The organism is Paraburkholderia sediminicola, assembly GCF_046026855.1.
GTDB lineage: Bacteria > Pseudomonadota > Gammaproteobacteria > Burkholderiales > Burkholderiaceae > Paraburkholderia > Paraburkholderia sediminicola_A.
This window is the reverse complement of sequence record NZ_JAQQET010000002.1, coordinates 300,667-319,556: the sequence shown is the minus strand read 5'-3', so window position 1 is coordinate 319,556 and position 18,890 is coordinate 300,667. Positions and strand designations below refer to the sequence as shown.

Annotated in this window: 18 protein-coding genes and 1 pseudogene; 12 read left to right on the top strand and 7 right to left on the bottom strand. The window is 59.9% G+C overall.

Annotation, left to right across the window (positions count from 1 at the left end; all coding sequences use genetic code 11):
• Window positions 1-182: 182 nt before the first annotated feature.
• From PQR40_RS03650 to PQR40_RS03610, 9 genes are all read left to right on the top strand, one after another.
• Window positions 183-1,031: a transporter substrate-binding domain-containing protein gene (locus PQR40_RS03650; protein WP_408508426.1), complete on the top strand. Its 849-nt coding sequence runs from the start codon at window positions 183-185 to the stop codon at window positions 1,029-1,031.
• A 19-nt stretch (window positions 1,032-1,050) separates the two neighbouring features.
• Window positions 1,051-1,668, top strand: a complete 618-nt coding sequence (locus PQR40_RS03645) for a DUF1989 domain-containing protein (protein ID WP_408241465.1) — start codon at window positions 1,051-1,053, stop codon at window positions 1,666-1,668.
• 11 nt (window positions 1,669-1,679) lie between these two features.
• Complete coding sequence (locus tag PQR40_RS03640) at window positions 1,680-2,315, top strand: urea carboxylase-associated family protein (protein ID WP_408196445.1); 636 nt, start codon at window positions 1,680-1,682, stop codon at window positions 2,313-2,315.
• A 19-nt stretch (window positions 2,316-2,334) separates the two neighbouring features.
• On the top strand, window positions 2,335-3,018 hold the full coding sequence (locus tag PQR40_RS03635; protein ID WP_408196685.1) for an amino acid ABC transporter permease: 684 nt from the start codon (window positions 2,335-2,337) through the stop codon (window positions 3,016-3,018).
• Window positions 3,015-3,689, top strand: coding sequence for an amino acid ABC transporter permease (locus PQR40_RS03630; RefSeq protein ID WP_408241462.1), 675 nt, complete (start codon window positions 3,015-3,017; stop codon window positions 3,687-3,689). Before PQR40_RS03635 ends, PQR40_RS03630 begins: the two co-directional genes overlap by 4 nt.
• 5 nt (window positions 3,690-3,694) lie before the next feature.
• Window positions 3,695-4,498, top strand: coding sequence for an amino acid ABC transporter ATP-binding protein (locus tag PQR40_RS03625; protein WP_408241459.1), 804 nt, complete (start codon window positions 3,695-3,697; stop codon window positions 4,496-4,498).
• Complete coding sequence (locus tag PQR40_RS03620) at window positions 4,495-5,163, top strand: DUF1989 domain-containing protein (RefSeq protein ID WP_408241456.1); 669 nt, start codon at window positions 4,495-4,497, stop codon at window positions 5,161-5,163. The genes PQR40_RS03625 and PQR40_RS03620 overlap by 4 nt, the downstream gene beginning before the upstream one ends.
• A 41-nt stretch (window positions 5,164-5,204) precedes the next feature.
• A complete protein-coding gene (alc, locus tag PQR40_RS03615) occupies window positions 5,205-6,209 on the top strand; it encodes an allantoicase (RefSeq protein ID WP_408241544.1) in 1,005 nt (334 codons plus the stop codon).
• 380 nt (window positions 6,210-6,589) lie between these two features.
• Window positions 6,590-7,234 carry an ankyrin repeat domain-containing protein gene (locus PQR40_RS03610; protein WP_408508425.1) on the top strand — a complete coding sequence of 215 codons (645 nt, stop codon included), beginning with the start codon at window positions 6,590-6,592 and terminating at the stop codon, window positions 7,232-7,234.
• Window positions 7,235-7,613: 379 nt separating this feature from the next.
• Here the strand turns inward: PQR40_RS03610 and PQR40_RS03600 are convergent, their stop codons facing one another.
• Both PQR40_RS03600 and PQR40_RS03595 read right to left on the bottom strand, forming a co-directional pair.
• Window positions 7,614-7,964, bottom strand: a complete 351-nt coding sequence (locus tag PQR40_RS03600; RefSeq protein ID WP_408242413.1) for a hypothetical protein — start codon at window positions 7,962-7,964, stop codon at window positions 7,614-7,616.
• 470 nt (window positions 7,965-8,434) lie between these two features.
• Window positions 8,435-9,296, bottom strand: a pseudogene (locus tag PQR40_RS03595) (helix-turn-helix domain-containing protein).
• Window positions 9,297-9,438: 142 nt separating this feature from the next.
• Between PQR40_RS03595 and PQR40_RS03590 the strand changes: the two are divergent.
• Window positions 9,439-10,491: a helix-turn-helix domain-containing protein gene (locus tag PQR40_RS03590; protein ID WP_408388297.1), complete on the top strand. Its 1,053-nt coding sequence runs from the start codon at window positions 9,439-9,441 to the stop codon at window positions 10,489-10,491.
• Window positions 10,492-10,766: 275 nt separating this feature from the next.
• Here PQR40_RS03590 and PQR40_RS03585 read toward each other — a convergent pair whose 3' ends face one another.
• Both PQR40_RS03585 and PQR40_RS03580 read right to left on the bottom strand, forming a co-directional pair.
• The gene (locus tag PQR40_RS03585) at window positions 10,767-11,075 is read right to left on the bottom strand and encodes a hypothetical protein (protein ID WP_408334574.1); all 309 of its coding nucleotides are present in this window, start codon (window positions 11,073-11,075) and stop codon (window positions 10,767-10,769) included.
• 228 nt (window positions 11,076-11,303) lie between these two features.
• Entirely contained in the window at window positions 11,304-11,684 is a 381-nt protein-coding gene (locus PQR40_RS03580) for a response regulator (RefSeq protein ID WP_408334571.1), read from the bottom strand.
• Window positions 11,685-11,812: 128 nt separating this feature from the next.
• Here PQR40_RS03580 and PQR40_RS03575 point away from each other — a divergent pair, with 128 nt between their 5' ends.
• Entirely contained in the window at window positions 11,813-12,934 is a 1,122-nt protein-coding gene (locus PQR40_RS03575; protein ID WP_408334568.1) for an ATP-binding protein, read from the top strand.
• A gap of 318 nt (window positions 12,935-13,252) precedes the next feature.
• On the top strand, window positions 13,253-14,929 hold the full coding sequence (locus PQR40_RS03570; protein ID WP_408224602.1) for an ABC-F family ATP-binding cassette domain-containing protein: 1,677 nt from the start codon (window positions 13,253-13,255) through the stop codon (window positions 14,927-14,929).
• A gap of 138 nt (window positions 14,930-15,067) precedes the next feature.
• On the opposite strand, the gene PQR40_RS03565 is transcribed toward PQR40_RS03570, so the two are convergent.
• The 3 genes from PQR40_RS03565 to PQR40_RS03555 form a co-directional block, all read right to left on the bottom strand.
• A complete protein-coding gene (locus PQR40_RS03565; RefSeq protein ID WP_408508424.1) occupies window positions 15,068-15,763 on the bottom strand; it encodes a nucleotide-binding protein in 696 nt (231 codons plus the stop codon).
• Between the two features lie 365 nt (window positions 15,764-16,128).
• Entirely contained in the window at window positions 16,129-16,998 is an 870-nt protein-coding gene (locus PQR40_RS03560) for a LysR family transcriptional regulator (protein WP_408508423.1), read from the bottom strand.
• 136 nt (window positions 16,999-17,134) lie between these two features.
• On the bottom strand, window positions 17,135-18,259 hold the full coding sequence (locus PQR40_RS03555) for an ABC transporter substrate-binding protein (RefSeq protein ID WP_408224593.1): 1,125 nt from the start codon (window positions 18,257-18,259) through the stop codon (window positions 17,135-17,137).
• Window positions 18,260-18,890: the final 631 nt, after the last annotated feature.

Genomic DNA, 18,890 nt, shown 5'->3' with positions numbered 1-18,890 from the left:
TCATCCCGCGATGACGTCATTATAAATCGGACTGTGGAATGTGAAATGCGTGTTTCTTGTGAATCACCATAGAAACATGTGTTTTTGAGCTTAGATTCGTGAAACCTATGTTTCTCGCATCGACGGTTGGCATGGATCATGCGTTCCGGTGGTTTCGTGCACCTCTCAACGGGAGTTCCCTGATGTCAAAACGCCGCCTCTCCAGCATTGTCCTCGCCACGTTGTTTCCGTTCGGCGCATTGATCCACTCGGTAGCCGCGAACGCCGATACGCTCGACGACATCAAGAGTCGCGGCACGATGACCGTCGCGATCGATCCGACCTTTGCGCCGTACGAATACACCGACGCCAGCAACAACATCGTCGGCTTCGATCCGGCCGTCATGGCTGCGGTCGCTAAGCATCTGGGCGTAAAGATCGAATATCAGCGCATGGCATTCAGCGGGATCATCCCGGGCCTGCTCGCGCATTCGTTCGATGTCGAAGGTTCCGCGCTGAACGTAACTTCCGAACGCGCAAAGCGTCTCGCGTACGTAGTGCCGACCAGCAAGACCGTAAACGGCGCTCTGGTGCGCGCCGATTTCAGGAAGATTCCGCAGCCAGCCACCATTGAGTCTCTCGCTGGCCTGACGGCTGCGGTCAAGAGCGCGAGCGCGCCCGAACAGATTCTCAAGCAGTTCAACGAGACGCTGAAGGCCAAAGGTCTTGCACCAATCCAGCTGATCAGCGTGGATAGCGTCGATCAGACAGTGGCTGCGCTGATGACGCGTCGCGCCGATTTCGTGTTCGACGATATGACCGTGCTCGCGGGCGTCATCAAACAGAATCCGGGCAAGCTGAAATCGACCGGTGAGCTGGGCCCGTCGCAATGGATTGCCTGGGCGACCCGCCCGGACGATACGCGTCTGAACAAGGCGATCGGCGATCAGATCCTCGCAATGAAAAAGTCCGGCGAACTCGCGCGCCTGCAAAAGGCCAACCTGGGCGTGACCTTCGATACGCCGACGTCCGATTTCATCCCCGCGCAGTAAATCGAGCAGACCGAATCATATGACAGAACCAGTACAGACTCTCACCGTCAAGGCAGGACACGGACGTACCTTCGAAGTGAAGGCGGGCCAACGGTTGACCATCATGGACGTCGAGGGGCAGCAGGCCGCCGACTTTGTCGCGGTGGTCAAGTCGAACCATGGCGAGAAGCTGTCGCCGACGCATACGCGCCGCCAGCTTCGGACGCTGTTTTTCAACGTCGGCGACGCGCTGTATTCATCGCTGGGACGCCCCTTGTTGCGGGTAGTCGAAGACACCGTCGGCATTCACGATGCCAACGTGCCCGCCTGTGACGATACGCGTTTCACGGTCGATTTCAACGTGACCGGGCATCGCAACTGCCTCGACAACATGCACGCGGGTCTGGCGCTGTACGGGATGTCGCCGTTCGATGTGCCGGAGCCGTTCAACCTGTTTCAGAACGGCCCGGTCACACGGGATTGCCGGATGCAGGTCACCGATCCGACCAGCAAGCCCGGCGACTACATTACGTTCGACGTGCTCGAAGATCTGGTGTGCGCAGTGTCGTCGTGTCCTCAGGACATCATTCCCGGCAACGGCCTGAAGGTTACCGACATCGCTATTTCCATCCTGCCCGCGACGCCTGTCGCCGCCTGAACGGACTCAACATGCTGCTTCTCAAAGAACCGCCTTCGCGCGCACCGCTGTCCCCGCAAACCGTCGCCGTGCCTGCGGGCGAATCGCGCGCGATCGACGTCAAGGCAGGCCAGATCCTGCGTATCGAGGCGAAACAACCGGGCGCGGTCGCGTCGATGTTCGGCTTCAGCCGGATCAACGACGACGTGTACATGTCGGTTCATCACACACGCGTGTTCAGCAATTCGTACGTGCTGCAGGCAGGCATGCGGATCGTCAGCAATCGCCGCCGCGCGCTGATGGTGCTCGGTAAGGATTCGAGCGGCAAACACGATCTGCTACTCCCGGCATCGACAACCGCGTATCTCGCGGACCAGGGCCACGCGGGACAGACCGGCTGCGTCGAATCGGTCGGCGCGGTGATTCAAACGCTGGGCCTGAAGCCGCCCAAAATGCCCGACCCGATCAACCTTTTCATGCACGTGGCATTGCATCAGGATGGCCGTATCGAACCGCTGCCCAACGTCACGCGAGCCGGCGATTTCGTCGCGTGCCGGGTGGTGACGGACATGGTGTTCATTGTGTCGGCCTGCTGCACCGGCATTCCCGGCAACGACGCGCCTGGCGCGCTCGAACTGTCGGCGGTCGAAGAACTCGACCAACTCTGATTTTCGGGAATCCGCCGTGATGGGCTTTGACCCGCAAGTGATCCACAGCCTGCCGACACTCATCGACGGCTGGCTGCTGACCGTGGAACTGACGCTGTTCGGCGCAACCGGCAGTCTCGTGTTCGGTCATCTCGCGCTCGCGATGCAACTTACGCGCGTTGCGCCGTTGCGCTGGGCCGCGCGACTCTATATCAGCTTCATGCGTGGCACACCCGCCCTCGTGCAACTGTTCGTGCTGTTCTTCGCGTTGCCGCTGATCGGGCTGGGCGGCCGTCCGATGCTGGCCGCCGCGCTCACGCTCGGCCTGAATAGCGGCGCCTACACGGCTGAGATCCTGCGAGGCAATCTGCGGGTGATCACGCCTGGTCAATACGAAGCCGCGATTGCGCTCGGTATGGCGCCGTGGCGCATCGCATTGAGGATCGCGCTCCCACAGATGCTGAAGGCCAGTCTGCCCGCACTCATCAACGAATTCACGATCCTGTTGAAAACCACGCCGCTCGCATCGGTCGTCGCCGTCACCGAACTAACGTACGCGGGACAGATGGTGATCGCGCGAACCTACACGTCGACGCAAGTGATGCTGCTGGTCAGCGCCGGCTATCTGGCGGTCGCGTTGCCGGTCATCTATGCCGCGCGCCGCGCACAGCGTTCGCCGCGCGTGCCAGGCGTCGAGCAGGTCGCGACCGGAGTTGCGCGATGACCTTCGATCTCGGCGTTCTGTCCGGCTACTGGCCGGAGCTTGCAGCAGGACTCGGCAGCACGGTCTGGTTGTGTGCGGCCGGCGCAGTCATGTCGGGCGTGCTCGGCGTGCTGCTGACAGTCGGCCAGCGACGTGGCGGTCCGTGGCTGGCCGCGGTGATTCGCGGCTACACGGCATTGACGCTCGGCTTGCCGCTGCTCGTGCTGCTGTATGTCATGTTCTTCGTATTGCCGGATTTCGGCGTGCTGCTGCCCGCGCCGCTGGTCGGCACGCTCACGCTCGCGGTCTATTACGGCCCGTACGTCGCAGAAGTGATTCAGGCTGCTGTTGCCGCCGTGCCCGCTGGAACCGTCGAAGCAGGCGTCGCGATCGGCATGTCGCCGGTTGCGATCGCGCGCCGCATCATCGCGCCGCAAGCGCTGCCGTTGCTGCTGCCAACGCTGACGGGTCTGCTGATCGGCCTCGTCAAAGATTCCGCGTTGCTATCGGTGATCTCTGTGCACGAATTCATGTTCGCCGCGAAGGCGGTCGTGTCGGACACGTACGCGCCCCTCGAAGTCTATTTCGTCGTCGCGATGGTCTACTGGGCCGCGACATCCGTCATCCACTTTTCGACCCGTCATTGGGAGCGCCGTCTCGGTCGCGCCCATCGGGTCGCCCGGCCCCGGTGATCAGCATGAACCTATCCGACAGCACGCCCCCCGTAACGTTGAAGGCGAGCGGTATCGTCAAGTCGTTCGGCGCGAACCGCATCCTCAATGGCGTCGACCTAACCGTAGCGCGCGGCGAAACGGTCTGCGTATTGGGTCCTTCGGGCTCTGGAAAATCGACACTGCTGCGCTGCCTGAACTGGCTTTCACCGCCCGACGAAGGCGCCATCTGGATCGGCGACCAGCGGATCGGCCTGCGCGAGAACCCGAACGGCGCGACCAGCCCGCGTCCTGAGCGCGAGATACGCGCGCAGCGCAGCCGCATCGGCATGGTGTTTCAGAGTTTCAATCTGTGGCCGCATATGACGGCGCTCGAAAACGTGATGGAAGGACTGCTGTCGGTCAAACGGATGAACCGTCTCGCCGCCACTGATCTCGCGGTCGAAGCGCTGCGCCAGGTCGGCCTGGGCGGCAAGCACACGTCGATGCCCGCGAACCTGTCGGGCGGTCAGCAGCAGCGTGTCGGCATTGCCCGCACGCTCGCGATGGCGCCGGAAGTCATCCTGTTCGACGAACCGACCAGCGCGCTCGATCCCGAACTGGTCGGCGAAGTCCTGGCCGTGATGCGCGGACTCGCCGCGAACGATACGACGATGATCGTCGTCACGCACGAAATCGGCTTTGCGCGCGATGTCGCGGATCGCGTGATCTTTATGGACGGTGGACGCATCGTCGAGCAGGGTCCGCCAGCACAAGTTCTCGATACACCCTCGTCGCCGCGACTCCAGCAATTTCTCTATCGTTTTACCCCGGAAAATTCACGCTCATGAGCTATACAGATCACCCTACAGTAACCATTCCCGCCGGCCACGGCAAGGCAGTCCGACTGAAAGCGGGCCAGGTCGTGCGCGTCATCAATACCCATGGTACGCAAGTCGTGGACTGCTGGGCCTGGAACGCGTACGACCTGAACGAATACATGTGCATGGAGACCACGCGCGTGTGGAACCAGCGGCTCAATCCGGTGGTTGGAGACAGCTTTGTGACCAACCAGCGTAATGCGGTGCTGACCGTCGTGGAAGACACGACGCCCGGCGTCCATGACACCTTCATGGCGGCCTGCGATCGCAAACGCTATGAACTGCTCGGCGTGCGCGGCTATCACCGCAACTGTTGCGACAACATGTTTGAAGGGATGTTCGAACTCGGCGTGACGCCGCCGCGCCAGAACCTCGCTTCGTTCAATATCTTCATGAATATCCGCGTGCAACCGGACGGCATTACGCTGCATACGTTGCCTACCGTGACGAAGCCTGGTGAGTACATCACGCTGCGCGCTGAGATGGATTGCTTCGTTGCGTTTTCTGCGTGTCCACAGGACATCGTCAAAATTCAGGGGCAAGGCGACAACACGCCGAAACCGGTTGACATCGCCGTGCTCGACGACTTTTCATCCGATCTGCAAGGCACGCAATCGTGGGTTCCGGACGCCTGAGCGTTCATCATTTCAACAATCTCGGACAGACGCTCACACACATGGCGATTCCCACTTTCGACCCGAACGCGCCTGCCTTTACGCGCACGGGCATCAACCTCGCGGACCCGCGTCTGGGCGCACATGCTGTGCTTACCAGTGATGATTTTTTCGCGCCGATGGCTCGCATGCTGGATCCGGAGCCGGCCGTGTTCATTCCCGGCAAATACGATGACAACGGCAAATGGATGGACGGCTGGGAATCGCGTCGCAAGCGCGTGACCGGCCACGATTTCTGTATCGTCAAGCTGGGCACGGCGGGTGATCTGATGGGCGTCGATATCGACACGAGCCATTTCACCGGCAACTTTCCTCCGGCGGCATCGATAGACGCATGCCGCTCGGATGACGACATTCCGCCCGCAGATGCGCAATGGACCGAAGTGCTGCCCGCGGTGGCGCTGAGCGGCAACGCGCATCACTTTCGCGCAATCGAAGCGGCCGAGGGCGCGGTTTACACCCACGTACGCCTGAATATCTATCCGGACGGCGGTATCGCGCGATTGCGCGTGTTCGGCCGGCCGCGCCGCGAACTCGCGCCTGACGCCGAACTCGATCTCGCGTCAGCGACGAATGGCGCGCGGATCGTCGCGGCAAACAACCAACATTACGGCCTTGCGTCAAATCTGCTTTTGCCCACGCGCGCGGCCAACATGGGCGAAGGCTGGGAAACCCGCCGACGTCGCGAACCGGGCTGTGACTGGTGCATCGTCGAACTTGCGGTGCCAGGTGAAATCAGCAGGATCGATGTCGACACTGCGCATTTCAAAGGCAATTTCGCGGACCGTTGCTCGCTGCAAGGCGCATTCGTCACGGCAGGCACCGACGAATCGCTCATCACCCAATCGATGTTCTGGCCCGTGTTGCTCGACGAGCAGAAGCTGGAAATGGACTGCGTGCATTCGTTCACGCCTGAACAGATCATGCCGGTTACCCATGTGCGCTTCAATATTCTGCCGGACGGAGGGGTGTCGCGACTTTGCCTGATCGGGCGCGCAGTGGGTTGATCCATACCGCCTGCCCGATTTGATCGTAACAGGCCTTCCTGCTTCGAAGACTACATTGCCCTTGGAATTGCTTAAACAGGGCTAGTCCCCGCGGAGGTTGCCCGTTACCACGCAACGTGCCGTTGCGTGGTCGCTCCAACCGATGTTGCCCTGGATATAAGATTGCGACGAGGCGTAACCCTTGATAGCTCCGCACGAACGTCTCTTATTGAGGAAGCTGAATGTCTCCTCAAGGTCGAACTGAGCCAATCGCATCAGGCAGAGTCCGGCCATCAGCGGTCATTGGACTGCCTGCCCCGAATTGACGACAATCTAATAGTCTAAACTTTGTGACAATTGGCACTGCTTGAATCGGAGCGGTCGCGATCAAGGAGGCGTAAATGGGTAAACCTTCCAGAACAGCGCTATTCTCTGCATCCCGCATGTGGGACTGGCCGACAGTCGCCGCATTATTGGTTGCAGCCCCCGAACTCGTCGCGGCGAGCGACCCGCAGGGGCACACCGCCCTGCATCGGGCATGCGCGGTCAAGCCTGGCAGTAGTCCACAACTGGTCGAGCCGCACGGCGTAAGAACCATCACAACGTTGCTCGAAGCAGGTGCGGACCTCGAACGGGCCGTGCCAATGGGTGAGGGCGAAGGGGATTTTCGAGCTACGCCGCTATGGTATGCGGTCGCCCGTGGAGAAAACTTTCCTTTGGTCGAGTTTCTTTTGCAGCGTGGCGCCAACGCCAGCTATTCGCTTTGGGCGGCCGTGTGGCGCGACGACGACGATGTATGTCGTGCGCTGTTGAAGTCCAAACCGGAACTGAATCTCAGGGCGCATGGCGAGACACCCATTTTCTATGCGGCGAGGCTCCAGCGGCTTGCTACGTTGGCCCTATTGATCGACGCCGGAGCGGACCCGTCGATTCCAGATTCGGTAGGTCGCGACAGCGTAGCGATCGCTCGGGAACGCAAACTGCCGGAAGAAATTATCGAACGGATGGTGTCGCTACAGCAGCGCAAGCTACGCCGCCGTACTTAAAAGGTATGCTCGGGTCTCTCCAGCATTACCCTCGCGAATGGCTGTTTTGGAGAACCGCCATGGTCTCTTCAGGGTCGATCAGCGACATTCGAACCGCGCGTCTCGCAGGCGCCTGCCAAACCTGAATTTTCCTTTCCAGATTTTTCGTCTTTAGACATTAGATGTGGATCCGCTCCACCTCGTCCGGGCTGATGTCGTCATGCCGCCGGTCATACCGCTGCGTGGTACGCGTCGATGCATGGTTCGCCATCACGGCGGCGTTCTCCAGGTCCCGCCGTTTTTCAGGTACGCGGTGATCCCGGTCGCGCGGAACGTTTGGTTGCCGATCCGGGTATGGACGCCGGCCGCGAGCGCGTGCCGACGCACCTGGACCGCGCGCTCAGGTGCCGGCCGGAATCTTCCCCCTCGGAACGGTCCGGGCTTTTCCCGGCCGGTCCCGCACGGGACCGGCTTCTTTTCGCCCGTCAACTCCCGACGCGAACGAACTTACCGCCAGTGCGGCATCTCGGTTGCCGCGTTGCCCGACATCCAGGGCGAGAAGTTCAAGGAAGACGTCCAGTGCGTGCAGGCCGTGCACCTGACAAAAGCCGTCCAGGACTTCTGTGATGGCACGGTTCAACGTCTGCGGCGTCCGCGTGCTGGCGATATGCGAACTACCCCTTGCCAGCTCCAGCATGTAACTCACCCGGCCTTGCGCCTTCGCGGCGCCGGTAATATTTTTCTTCAGCATTCAGGCCCTCTCTTTCTGTTTTTTTATAAATCGCTTTCGCCGGCACACGGTTCCGTCTGCAATCGCAATTTACTCATGATCGCGCCCGAAATCACTCCGGCGAAAAACGAACCATCAGTCCCGGGACTATCGCCATTTCGAAAGGTCGGGACTGGCCGATACTGTTGAAAAAGTCGCCGCGTGGCTTTTTCAGTTCGCTCGCAAGAAAACCGACCTCTCAGATCGGCCTGCAAACCGTTCGCGAACAGTCGTCAAGGGTAAGAAGACCCCCGAAAACCTCGCGACAGAGACGAATAGCGACTTTTTCAACAGCATCGGCCAGCAACAGACGTTAGTCAGCGCCGTCGGTCGGACATTCGAACGTCGGCCACGCCGGGATAGGAGACATTCACTACAAGCTGATCCGGCGAGTCCTCGGCCATCGCTGCTGTTCCAATGGCCAGCGACTGAGTCGACAGGAATCGCGGTGACTACCGCTCGGCTTCCGTCTCAGACTTCTTTGTCGAGCCGCGCTGCGCACGCATCAGGATGCTGCTCGGAGGCGCCTCCTCGCGCATCCGGTAGTCGGTGGGTGTCGTCGCCAGATATTTTCTGAACAGCCTGGACAACTGACCGCCGCTGCCGATCCCGCAGCGCCGGGCGATTTTGTCGACCGGCAAACGTGATTCGACGAGCATCCGACAGCTTATGTTCAGGCGCGCGCGAAGCAGATAGTTGGAGGGTGTCATGCCGATTTCGCTCTTGAAGCGCCGCAGGAAGTTGCGCTCGCTCATCGCTGCGACCTGCGCGGCGTCGTCGATAGAGATGGGACGATCGACGTTTGCCTCCAGCCAGCGCGCCGACGCCATAATCTTCTCGCTCACCCGAGGCGCCACGCCGCGCGTCATGGATGAGTTGAAGGTCGTCTCGCGTTGCGGCGCAATCGTTTCTGCGACTTGCCGCGCCAGCTCGGGCCCAATATCCTCTTCGACGATGCGTAGTGCCGTGCTTACGGCAGCACGCCTGCTGCACGCCCGCGCCACCTGCAATGAACAGCAGGTGCCTGTCATTCGTACCTCGGTGCGACTCGACGCTCTCCGTCCAGACAAACACCGACGACGAGCTTGCGATGCGGCCACCCCCAGCCGAAAGCAGCGAAACGTCATAGTGTGCGCGACCCGATCGTTGCGATACGATGAGCGCGTTTGCCTTCTGGAAGATCTCGATAAGCGCTGCAATCTTTGGCAGCTCAAAGCCATTGAACAACGCGATGTCGACACGAGTCATCTCGCTCGTTTGCGTCGCCACGAAAGAATGCCGCGACCAGCGCGGCAGAGAAGGTACCAGCTCCAATTGTTTTTCCTCGGACTTTTTTGAGCCTGTGATGCTCCTTTTGAAGACTTTGTCTTTTTCTTATAATTCGTGACGCAAGAGAAAATTACTTGATTGTTTGCCCCTCGGCTATCCGAAATTAGTCACGCATGGAAATTTACGCATGGATCTGCCAGACCGATCAGTGAATGTGGCTGCCCAAGGCGCGTCGGACGAGCACGCGGCGGATATCGATGGCGGGTTCTCATGGCTGGACCTTGCGACGACCGATGTAGAGGACGCGGCAGGCGTTCAGCGTCGATGGATGCCAACCGAGTACGACCAGGTGGATGGAGGCGCGTTTGCCGGCCGGTTTCAGCAACTGGGTTTTCAAGACACACTCGTGGCTGCTGAACGACAGAATCGCACCGTGCTGAAGCGGCTACATTTCCCGCCCGATTATTGCTCGGTGTGCTTCGTCCGTTCGGTCTCAGGTCAGGCACGCTGCGACCTCGATGCGATTTCGCAAGGGACTGTCGCCTACCTACCGGCGAACAACGAGTACGAAGTGCTTTTGCCGCCAAGCGAGATAGCCTATTTTCGGATCCGCCAGGATCGCTTTTTACAAGCAGCAGACACCTTGGGTTACGACTTGGCAGGAGACGGGGGCCAAGCGCTGATGTTCGATAGCATTGATTCCAGTGATCTGAACGACATGCTCGAGACCTTGATGTCGCTTCGACATTCGCCTGATTCAAGCCAGCTTGAGGCATTGAATCACGAATACCTGGAAAAGGTCGTGCTGGAGCGCACGCTCCGCATCCTTTCCAACTCGACCGCCAGATCCTCTCAGATGCCGTCGGGTAGTGCGTATCGAATCACCCAAGCCGCGCAAGCATTGCTTGAAAGCAGTCCCGAAGAGCCGTTGACGGTAATGACTTTGTGTCAGGGGCTGGGAGTCAGCCGTGCCTCGCTTCAGCGCTCCTTCTTGCAGATTCATGGTGTCGCGCCGCTTGCCTACTTGAGGATGCGCCGGCTCAATTGCGCGCGGCGCGCCCTGAAAGCGGCGCGCGGTACAAACGCCACGGTGACGGCCATCGCTATGCACTGGGGATTCTTTCATTTTGCTAGATTCGCGCAAGATTACTTGTGCCAATTTGGCGAACTTCCCTCCACGACACTCGGCAGGTCGGGCAGGGCGAAGTCCGCTGCTGGCCGATCCCGTGTGCAACGTTAGCGCCGACGGGATCGGGACGCGGTTCCCTAGCCGAACGTCCGCAGTCCATCGTCTGCAAGTAGGCTACATCCGATTGTCCGCGTGACTGTAGTGTCTAGCTTACTGACCAGCAGTTTACGCTTTCTCGCCCCCGACATTGGGACGGCCTACGGCCCAACCCAATGCCAAAGACTGTTGGCTCTGGACCCATCCAACTCGGCACCTAACGTGAGATGAACGACTCGAGCAATCTTTACGACGAAGTTCGCACACGCTCATCCGACGACATTCGGCCATCAAGAGTCGGTCAAGGTCAGGAGGCGGATGTCCGCTTCGTCCACTCCCCCCGGACTAAAACTGCGTACAGCGGAAGCGGCCCCCCGATGCCCCCGTCGCTCGACGTCCTGTGCGAGGAGTTCCCGGAAAACACCCAATCCCGGCATGCCGTGCACCTGGTGGAACCCTTCGAGCACCTCTGCGATGGCGTGGTTTAACGTCTCTGGTTTGCGCGTACTGGCGATATGCGAACTACCCCTCACCAGTTCCAGCATGTATGTCACACGGCCCTGCGCCATCGCGGTGCCGGAGATAGTTTTCTTCGGCATTCCAGCTCTCCCGCTCTATTTCAATAAATCACTATCACCGGTACAAGGTACCGTCAGTTATCCAAATTTTTCGCACGGTTGCACGCAGGAACATTCTCACTTGCAGCCACCATCACCCGGACCGACTATGGCGCTTGCGAAATGCTTGAGCCGGCCATGCGATCGGTCAGGCGCCCCACGGAAACAGCCGCCCAACGCTACTTTCGATTTCCCGTAAAACGTCCGGTCTCAAATGGTAGGGCGCGACGCTATTGCAGCCAGAATGGCCGGCAGTTGGGCCGGTTTTACAAAATGATGATCGAAACCAGCCTTGAACGATTCGACCCTTTCGGCGGCCGCACGCAGTCCGGTTACCGCCAACAGCAACGGGCGGGGGATGACGCTCATACGCCGGATTTCTCTCGCCACCGCGTGACCGTCCATTCGGGGCATCTGGATATCGAGCATCACCACGTCAGGACGCCACGCGTAATACGCTGCGAGTACGCTGACACCGTCTACAGCCGTTTGGATGGTGTAACCGTAAGCCTCGAAGAACAGCACGTAGGCATCGAGCAAATCCGGGTCGTCGTCCGCGATGAGTAAGCGCTCGGCTTTCGCAGTGGACATTGGGTTCCTGTAGGTTGCCCTGATGTCACGCAATTTAGGGACCCGATAGAATCAGAACAGCTACTTGGGCGTAATATAGATTCAGGGATCTGCCCCTACTGATTTTTTCCGTTTCTTTGAGGGTAAACATGCGATTGGCTGACTTCATCCTACGCGAGATTGAAACGATTCTGGTGCAGTGGGAGACCTTCGCCGCTACGCTGTTGCCGGCAACCGGGGACATGAAATCGCTCGCTCTGCGAGACCATGCGCAACAGATTCTGCACGCCGTAGCGAAGGATCTGTCGACCGCCCAGACAAGGAAAGCGCAAGCCGAAAAGTCGATGGGGCGAGCCCCCGTACTGATTGGGGCTCCCGAGACGGCTGCGCAGACGCATGCGCTTCTGCGCGCGCGAGGCGGGTTCGACATCAACCAGCTGGCTGCGGAGTACCGCGCCTTGCGCGCGAGCGTCCTGCGCCTTTGGATCGACGAATGTTGGCCCGAAGCCCCACATCCGGAGGATGTCATCCGGTTCAACGAGGCCATCGACCAGGCGCTTGCCGAATCGGTCGGATATTTCAGCGCGCAGGTCGATCAGGCTCGCAATCTTTTACTTGGCATGCTCGGGCACGATATGCGTAGCCCGCTTCAGACCATCCTGATGACGGCGCAATATCTGTCGGCACTCAACGCTGGGGAGCAGGTTTCCGTAGCCGCATCCCGCTTGATCAGGAGCGGCGCTCGCATGCAGGCCCTTCTGAACGACATGCTTGATTTCAATCGAACCAGGCTGGGTTTGGGGATCAATATCGTGCCGACAGATGGCGACCTGGAGAAACTGCTTGCCGACGAGCTCGACCAGTTGCGGGCAGCGCACCCAGACTGTCAGATCGATCTGGAAGTGGAAGGGGATTGTCGGGGAGTTTGGGACGGCCGCCGTTTGCAGCAGCTGCTCGGCAACCTGGTGTTGAATGCGATCAAATACGGGGCGCCGGGCGCGCCCGTACGGGTGGTAGTGACCGGCGAAGAGCGGAAAGTTCGTTTCGAGGTCAGAAACCAGGGACCTGCCATCGATCGAACGACTCTGCAACGGATCTTCGACCCGCTTCAGCGTGGCCTGAATCAAACAGACTCATATAACGCCGACGGCAACCTGGGGCTCGGTCTGTATATCGCCCGCGAGATTGCCAAAGCCCATGGGGGCGAGATCGAGGCACAGTCCGATGAGACAGAAACCGTGTTTGCTGTGCGCCTGCCGCGTCGCCAATAGCGTTCGTGATGTCCTTGAATATACGGTCGTCCGAATGTCTCACTCGCGCGCTTAAGCAGTCGTTCGACTGACATTGAGTGAATGTCTCAAACGGGTCGGATGCTGCCGATCGCTGACAGGCAAAATTCGGCCAGGAGCCGTCATTCACCGGATGTTCGCTGGCCCCGCGCCGGAACGCCCGGTGCGCCAGAGCCCGCCTTGCTTTGTGGCCGGTGGGCGCCGCAAAGCGCAGGTGGCTCTTTACTCGTGCGGCCAGAAAAGAGACAGCCTTGCGCGTCCGGTCGGCTATCATGCCTGTCCTCTTCGAAGTAGCTCCTTATGATTTCCGTCCGTAATGTCACGCTGCGCCGTGGCGTCAATGTCGTACTCGACAGCGCGTCCGTCACCTTCACCCCCGGCGAAAAGATTGGTCTCGTCGGCCGCAATGGCGCCGGCAAGTCGTCCTTCTTCGGCCTTCTCAACGGCACGCTGCACGAAGACGGCGGCGAGTTCTCGATTCCCGCTGCATGGAAGATGGGCCAGGTTGCGCAGGAGATGCCGGAGACCGAGCAGAGTGCGACCGACTTCGTCATCGAGGGCGACACCATACTGCTGGCCGCGCAGGCCGAAGTAGCCGCCGCTGAGGCCAGCGACGATGGCATGCGCATGGCGCACGCCTACATGGCCCTGCACGACGCTGGTGCACATGATGCCCCCGCGCGTGCCCAAGCGCTGATCCAGGGCCTTGGCTTCAGTGCTGCGCAGCTTAGCCAGCCAGTCAACAGCTTCTCCGGCGGCTGGCGCATGCGACTGCAGCTGGCGCGCGCGCTCATGTGCCCGTCCGACCTGCTGTTGCTCGACGAGCCGACCAATCACCTCGACCTCGACGCGCTGGTCTGGCTGGAAGCCTGGCTCAAGCGCTATCAAGGAACCCTGGTCGTGATCAGCCACGATCGCGAATTCCTCGACGCGGTGACGCAGGTGACGGTGCACGTCGACAACGCCAAGCTCGTGCGTTATGGCGGCAACTACAGCAAGTTCGAAGACATGCGCGCTGAGCAGATGCTGTTGCAGCAGGCCTCGATGGCCAAGCAGGCGGACAAGATCGCCCACCTGCAGAAATTCATTGACCGTTTCAAGGCCACGGCCTCGAAGGCGAAGCAGGCGCAGAGCCGGGTCAAGGCGCTCGAACGCATGGAGAAGATCGCACCCGTGCTTGCCGACGCAGAGTTCACCTTCGAGTTCAAGGAGCCGCTTAACGTCCCGAACCCGCTGTTGTCGATGCTGGACGCTAGCTTCGGCTACCCGGCACCGACCGACGCACCGCCGGGCACGCCGCCCACGGTCATCGTGCGGGGCATCAGCCGATCCGTGCTGGCCGGGCAGCGCATCGGCATTCTCGGTGCCAACGGCCAGGGCAAGTCCACGCTGGTGAAGACGGTGGCGCACGAGCTGGCGCCGATTGCCGGCGAAATCAGCGAAGGCAAAGGCCTGAACATCGGCTACTTCGCACAGCAGGAACTCGACGTGCTGCGTCCTCTCGACACGCCGTTGGAACACATGATCCGCCTTGCGAAGGACACGCCGGCGCACATGCGTGCCCCCGGCCAGAGTGGCACCGAACAATCGCTTCGCACCTTCCTCGGCACCTTCAACTTCAGTGGCGACATGGTCCATCAGGCGGTCGGCACCATGAGCGGCGGCGAAAAGGCGCGGCTCGTGTTGTGCATGATCGTGTGGCAGCGTCCTAACCTGCTGCTGCTCGACGAGCCTACCAACCACCTCGACCTGGCCACACGCGAAGCGCTAGGCATGGCACTCAACGAATTCGAAGGCACAGTGTTGCTGGTCAGTCACGACCGGTCACTGCTGCGCGCGGTATGTGACGAGTTCTGGCTCGTCACCAAGGGTGGCGTCGAGCCCTTCGACGGCGATCTGGACGATTACCAGCAGTTCCTGCGCGACGAAGCCCGTAGCCTGCGCGAGCAGGCTGCCGGGGAGAAGGTCATCGCCTGAGTTATGCCCTGGCAGCTCAACTTTGAGAGCGGGCATCATCAACGCCACGGTGAGCATGACGGCAGCGGGTCGGCTTCGCCAGTTTGAGGCGGCGCGAAAGCGGCCACTCACGAGCGACTGTGATGCTTCCTGTCAGGGTTAGGGCGCGACCTTGTCGATTTCCTCATAAACGCGGTTGAGCCAGACCTTGACCCGTTGGCGCTCAAGCATGCCAAGACCGGTGCTCGCGCGATCCGGATGATGTGCCGCGGCCCAGAAGCTCGAATTTTTCTGGTCGATTTTCTGCATCGTCGTGTCGGGAAGATGGCGCAGCGAAACGACCTTCGCACCAAGCGCTTCCGCGCGCTGACGTTGGCCTGATGTTTCCAGCAATTCGAAGCGCTCGCCCCGGATTTCGTTCAGCACGATCACGAGGGGCAACTTGCCACCGAACTGATCGAGCCATTGCCGTAACAGGTCGACCGAATCGCGGCCCGCATCCATGACCTGCCACCACGTGAGTGCAATACCGTTTTCCTGCGCAATACCGAGCACGTCAGAGTTGTCGAACCACCTCGAGACCGATTGCTGGGTCTGCGCTGCGAGGTCGACAAGGATGCGGCGTTCGGGCTGTTCGAGAGCATGCTCGATAACCGGGTCGAGACTGTCGTGGCCGTCGAGCGTGGCTGGCGCGGTGAAATCGGCGTAGTAGCGCAGCAGCGCTCCGTGCGAGCGGTCAGTGTCGAAGCCAAGAAACGGCAAATTGCGGTCGATGAAGTACTGCGCCAGAACGCGGGCGACGAGCGATTTTCCCACCCCGCCTTTTTCCCCGCCAATAAAGTGCACGAAGCTCATGTACTCGATTCCTTGTTGTCCTAGTGGATCTGCGATGCAAGCGCGCGGTGCCGCCTGCACATAGGCTATCCGGGCAAAATTCGTGGAGGCGGTTTTTTTGCCCGGTCTGGGCGCAGTACGCGCCGGACAGGCGACCATGCATCATGCCAGTCGACTATGACAGGCTGATCAAATCGACACCGTCGGGATAAAACTCGACTCGAGAGCCTCGTAAGACAACTCGTGGGAAAGATCAATGAGGCGGTGCATTGCTTCTTCTGCTGGTGAGTGCGGTGGTCTGCGCCACGTTTGACGAGTCCTGCCTCGCGCATCGCACTTGCATCTGGCAAACATTCCTATTGCGCACGGAACGCCATAAACACTGGCTACGACGGTTCAGTCAAACAGTCGATCAATTTCTGATGTTCGGCATAATCCGGCACGGTCGCCGGCCAGGTGATCCAGTAGGTGTGTTCCATCGCGAGTGTGTTTTTCGTCAGACGCTTGAGGTTACCGGAGGCGAGCGCAAGCTCACATAACGGAAGCGAACCGAGCAACACACCCGCGCCGGCTTCGGCAGCACGCAGCGCCAGTACGAACGTATCGAACCGGAACGAGGGTACGGGCGGCAGCGACGTACCGTTGGCGGCATGCCAGTCGCGCCAGCCCACACGTGGACCGGAAGTCGCGATCAGCGGCAGATGCTCCCAGCCGCTCTTTCTTTTCCCCAGGAAGGCCGGCGCGGCAAGCGGCGCGAGCTCTTCCGTGAAGAGCCGCTTCGCCCTGCGTTCGGGCCAAAGGCCGTCACCGAAGCGGATTTCGAAGTCCGCATCAGCCATTCCGTAGTCAGGAAGACGCTGCACGGTTTCGAACGTGAGCTGGACATTCGGCAACGCGGCAGTGATTGCCGGCAGCCGCGGCGCAATCCAGAGTTCGATTACCGACGCGGACGCTGCAACGGTAATCTTCTGACGCGGCGACTCGAACAGATTGGCGGTACTGCCGAGCAACTGCCCGAACGCCGCCTGGATGTGCGGCAGCCAGGCTTCGCCCTGCATCGACAATGCAACTCCCCGAGCCTGCCGGTCAAACAGCGGGGCACCAAGTCGCGTTTCCAGATTCCTGATGCGTTGACTGACCGCCGCCTGGGTCAGCCCCAGTTCGTTCGCCGCCGCGGTAAAGCTGCCGAGGCGGCCTGCCGCTTCGAACACGCGGACCCATTCCAGGGGCGGAAGTCCGTTAGTCGGCTTGTTCATGAGTGGATCGAAGTCCCGTTACCTGAAAGATATTCGTGCCGAGCTGTCACCAATGCACGAATGAACGGCGCACGAATGCGGCCGGCGCGTGCATCTGCGACGGCTAAGGATAACGCCAACCCGTCGCTTCCCCCCATCACTTGATGTTCGCGCCAACCGCTTTGTCCCAGCGCTTGGTGATGACGGCGTTGAACGCGTCCTGCTGATCGAGAGTCGGGAATACCGCTTTTTCATACGCGGAACTCGGTGGCAGCTTCGCCAGCGTATCCGCAGGAACCTTGTGATTTGCGGTCAGATCCTTGAAGCGAACCGGATGACAATAGCCCTTCAGCCAGGTCAACTGGCCCTTGTCGGAATAGAGGTATTCCATCCAGAGCTTCGCTGCATTCGGGTGCGGCGCATACGCGCTGATCGCCTGCGCGTACATACCGGCGACCACACCGCTCTTCGGCACCACGACCAGCACCTTCGGATTGCCCTTCAGCGAATCGCGATCCGCGAGCGCGTTGTAGTCCCAGCGAACGAGAATCGGCGTGGTGCCTTGCGCGAGCGTCGATTCTTTCCCGATCACGGGGACGAAGTTGCCAGATTTGTTCAACTCTGCGAAGTATTGCAGGCCTGCCTCACCGGCCTTCGCAACGTCGCCGTGCGCACGCGACAGACCTGCGGCGAATACGCTAAGAATTGCCTGATTAGATACGCGCGCATCGCCTGCCAGCGACACCGAGCTGGAGTAGTCGGACTTCTGCAGATCGGCCCAGTCGGTCGGAACCTTGCTGACGAGATCGGCGTTCACCTCGAATGACAGCACGCCATAGTAGTCGCCGGCCCAGTAACCGTCGGCATCCTTTGCTTCCACGGGAATGGTGTCCCACGTCGACACCTTGTACGGTGCTAGCAGGCCCTCTGCTTTCGCTTTGGGCGCGAAGGACAGACCGACGTCGATCGCGTCCGGTGCCTGCGGACCGTTATTGCCTTTGTTGGCGCGGATCGCCTCGACTTCGTCGCCTGACCCGGCGTCCGGATTCAGCACGCTGACTTTGAGACCGTACTTCGCCTTGAAATCATCTAGAAGCTCGCCGTAGTTGCACCAGTCGCGCGGAAGCCCCATCAACGTCAGTTGCCCTTCCGCCTTCGCGGCAGCAACCAGCTGCGCGGAAGGCTCGGCCCACGCCGCACTGATTCCGAACACATTCGCTATGCCAAGCGCCGAAAGACACGCGACCCTCAACCTCAGACTGTTCGTCCAATAGAGCTTCATGATTTTTCTCCTGATAAGGGAAGGATTCTTCCCGATTGCATCCAGCAGGATCACCGCACGGTGCGTTGGCTAGAACGAATGCCGTATCCCTATAGCAGGGCGCGGCAGGCGGAGAAACGGCAATCTCCACATGCGTTGATCCTATATTTGGGGAATTGCACCTCGTTTATCCTTGCGACCTGTCGTTTTCTCATTTTCCGAATTCATGCCAGAGCACACGAAATGACGAAGCCAATGGATTGACGCCATCTGATTCCGCCTTCCAATTTTAAAAAGCACGCGTTAATGAATACGTTAAAAGAATCCCGCCATTCCAACTGGCGCATGGTATAGATTCAGAGCCTGATTTGACGTGTGCCCAATTGCGTCAGATGAGCAGAAAGCAGTAACCCAATCTCCTGCGTCTCGACGCGGCATGGCCTCGGTCGAGGACATGGAGGTGAGCGCGATACATGCCCTCGGACCTCTTTGGCGCATCGGAACAGTATCAATGGAACACTAAAAAATTCTTGCCGCAATGAATATAAATAAATTTCAAAACATTCATGCCGGGTGCCATCTATATTATTCAGATCTCGTGTCATATCCATGACATCGAAATGAATTTTATTGTCGTTGAATAAATAAATTA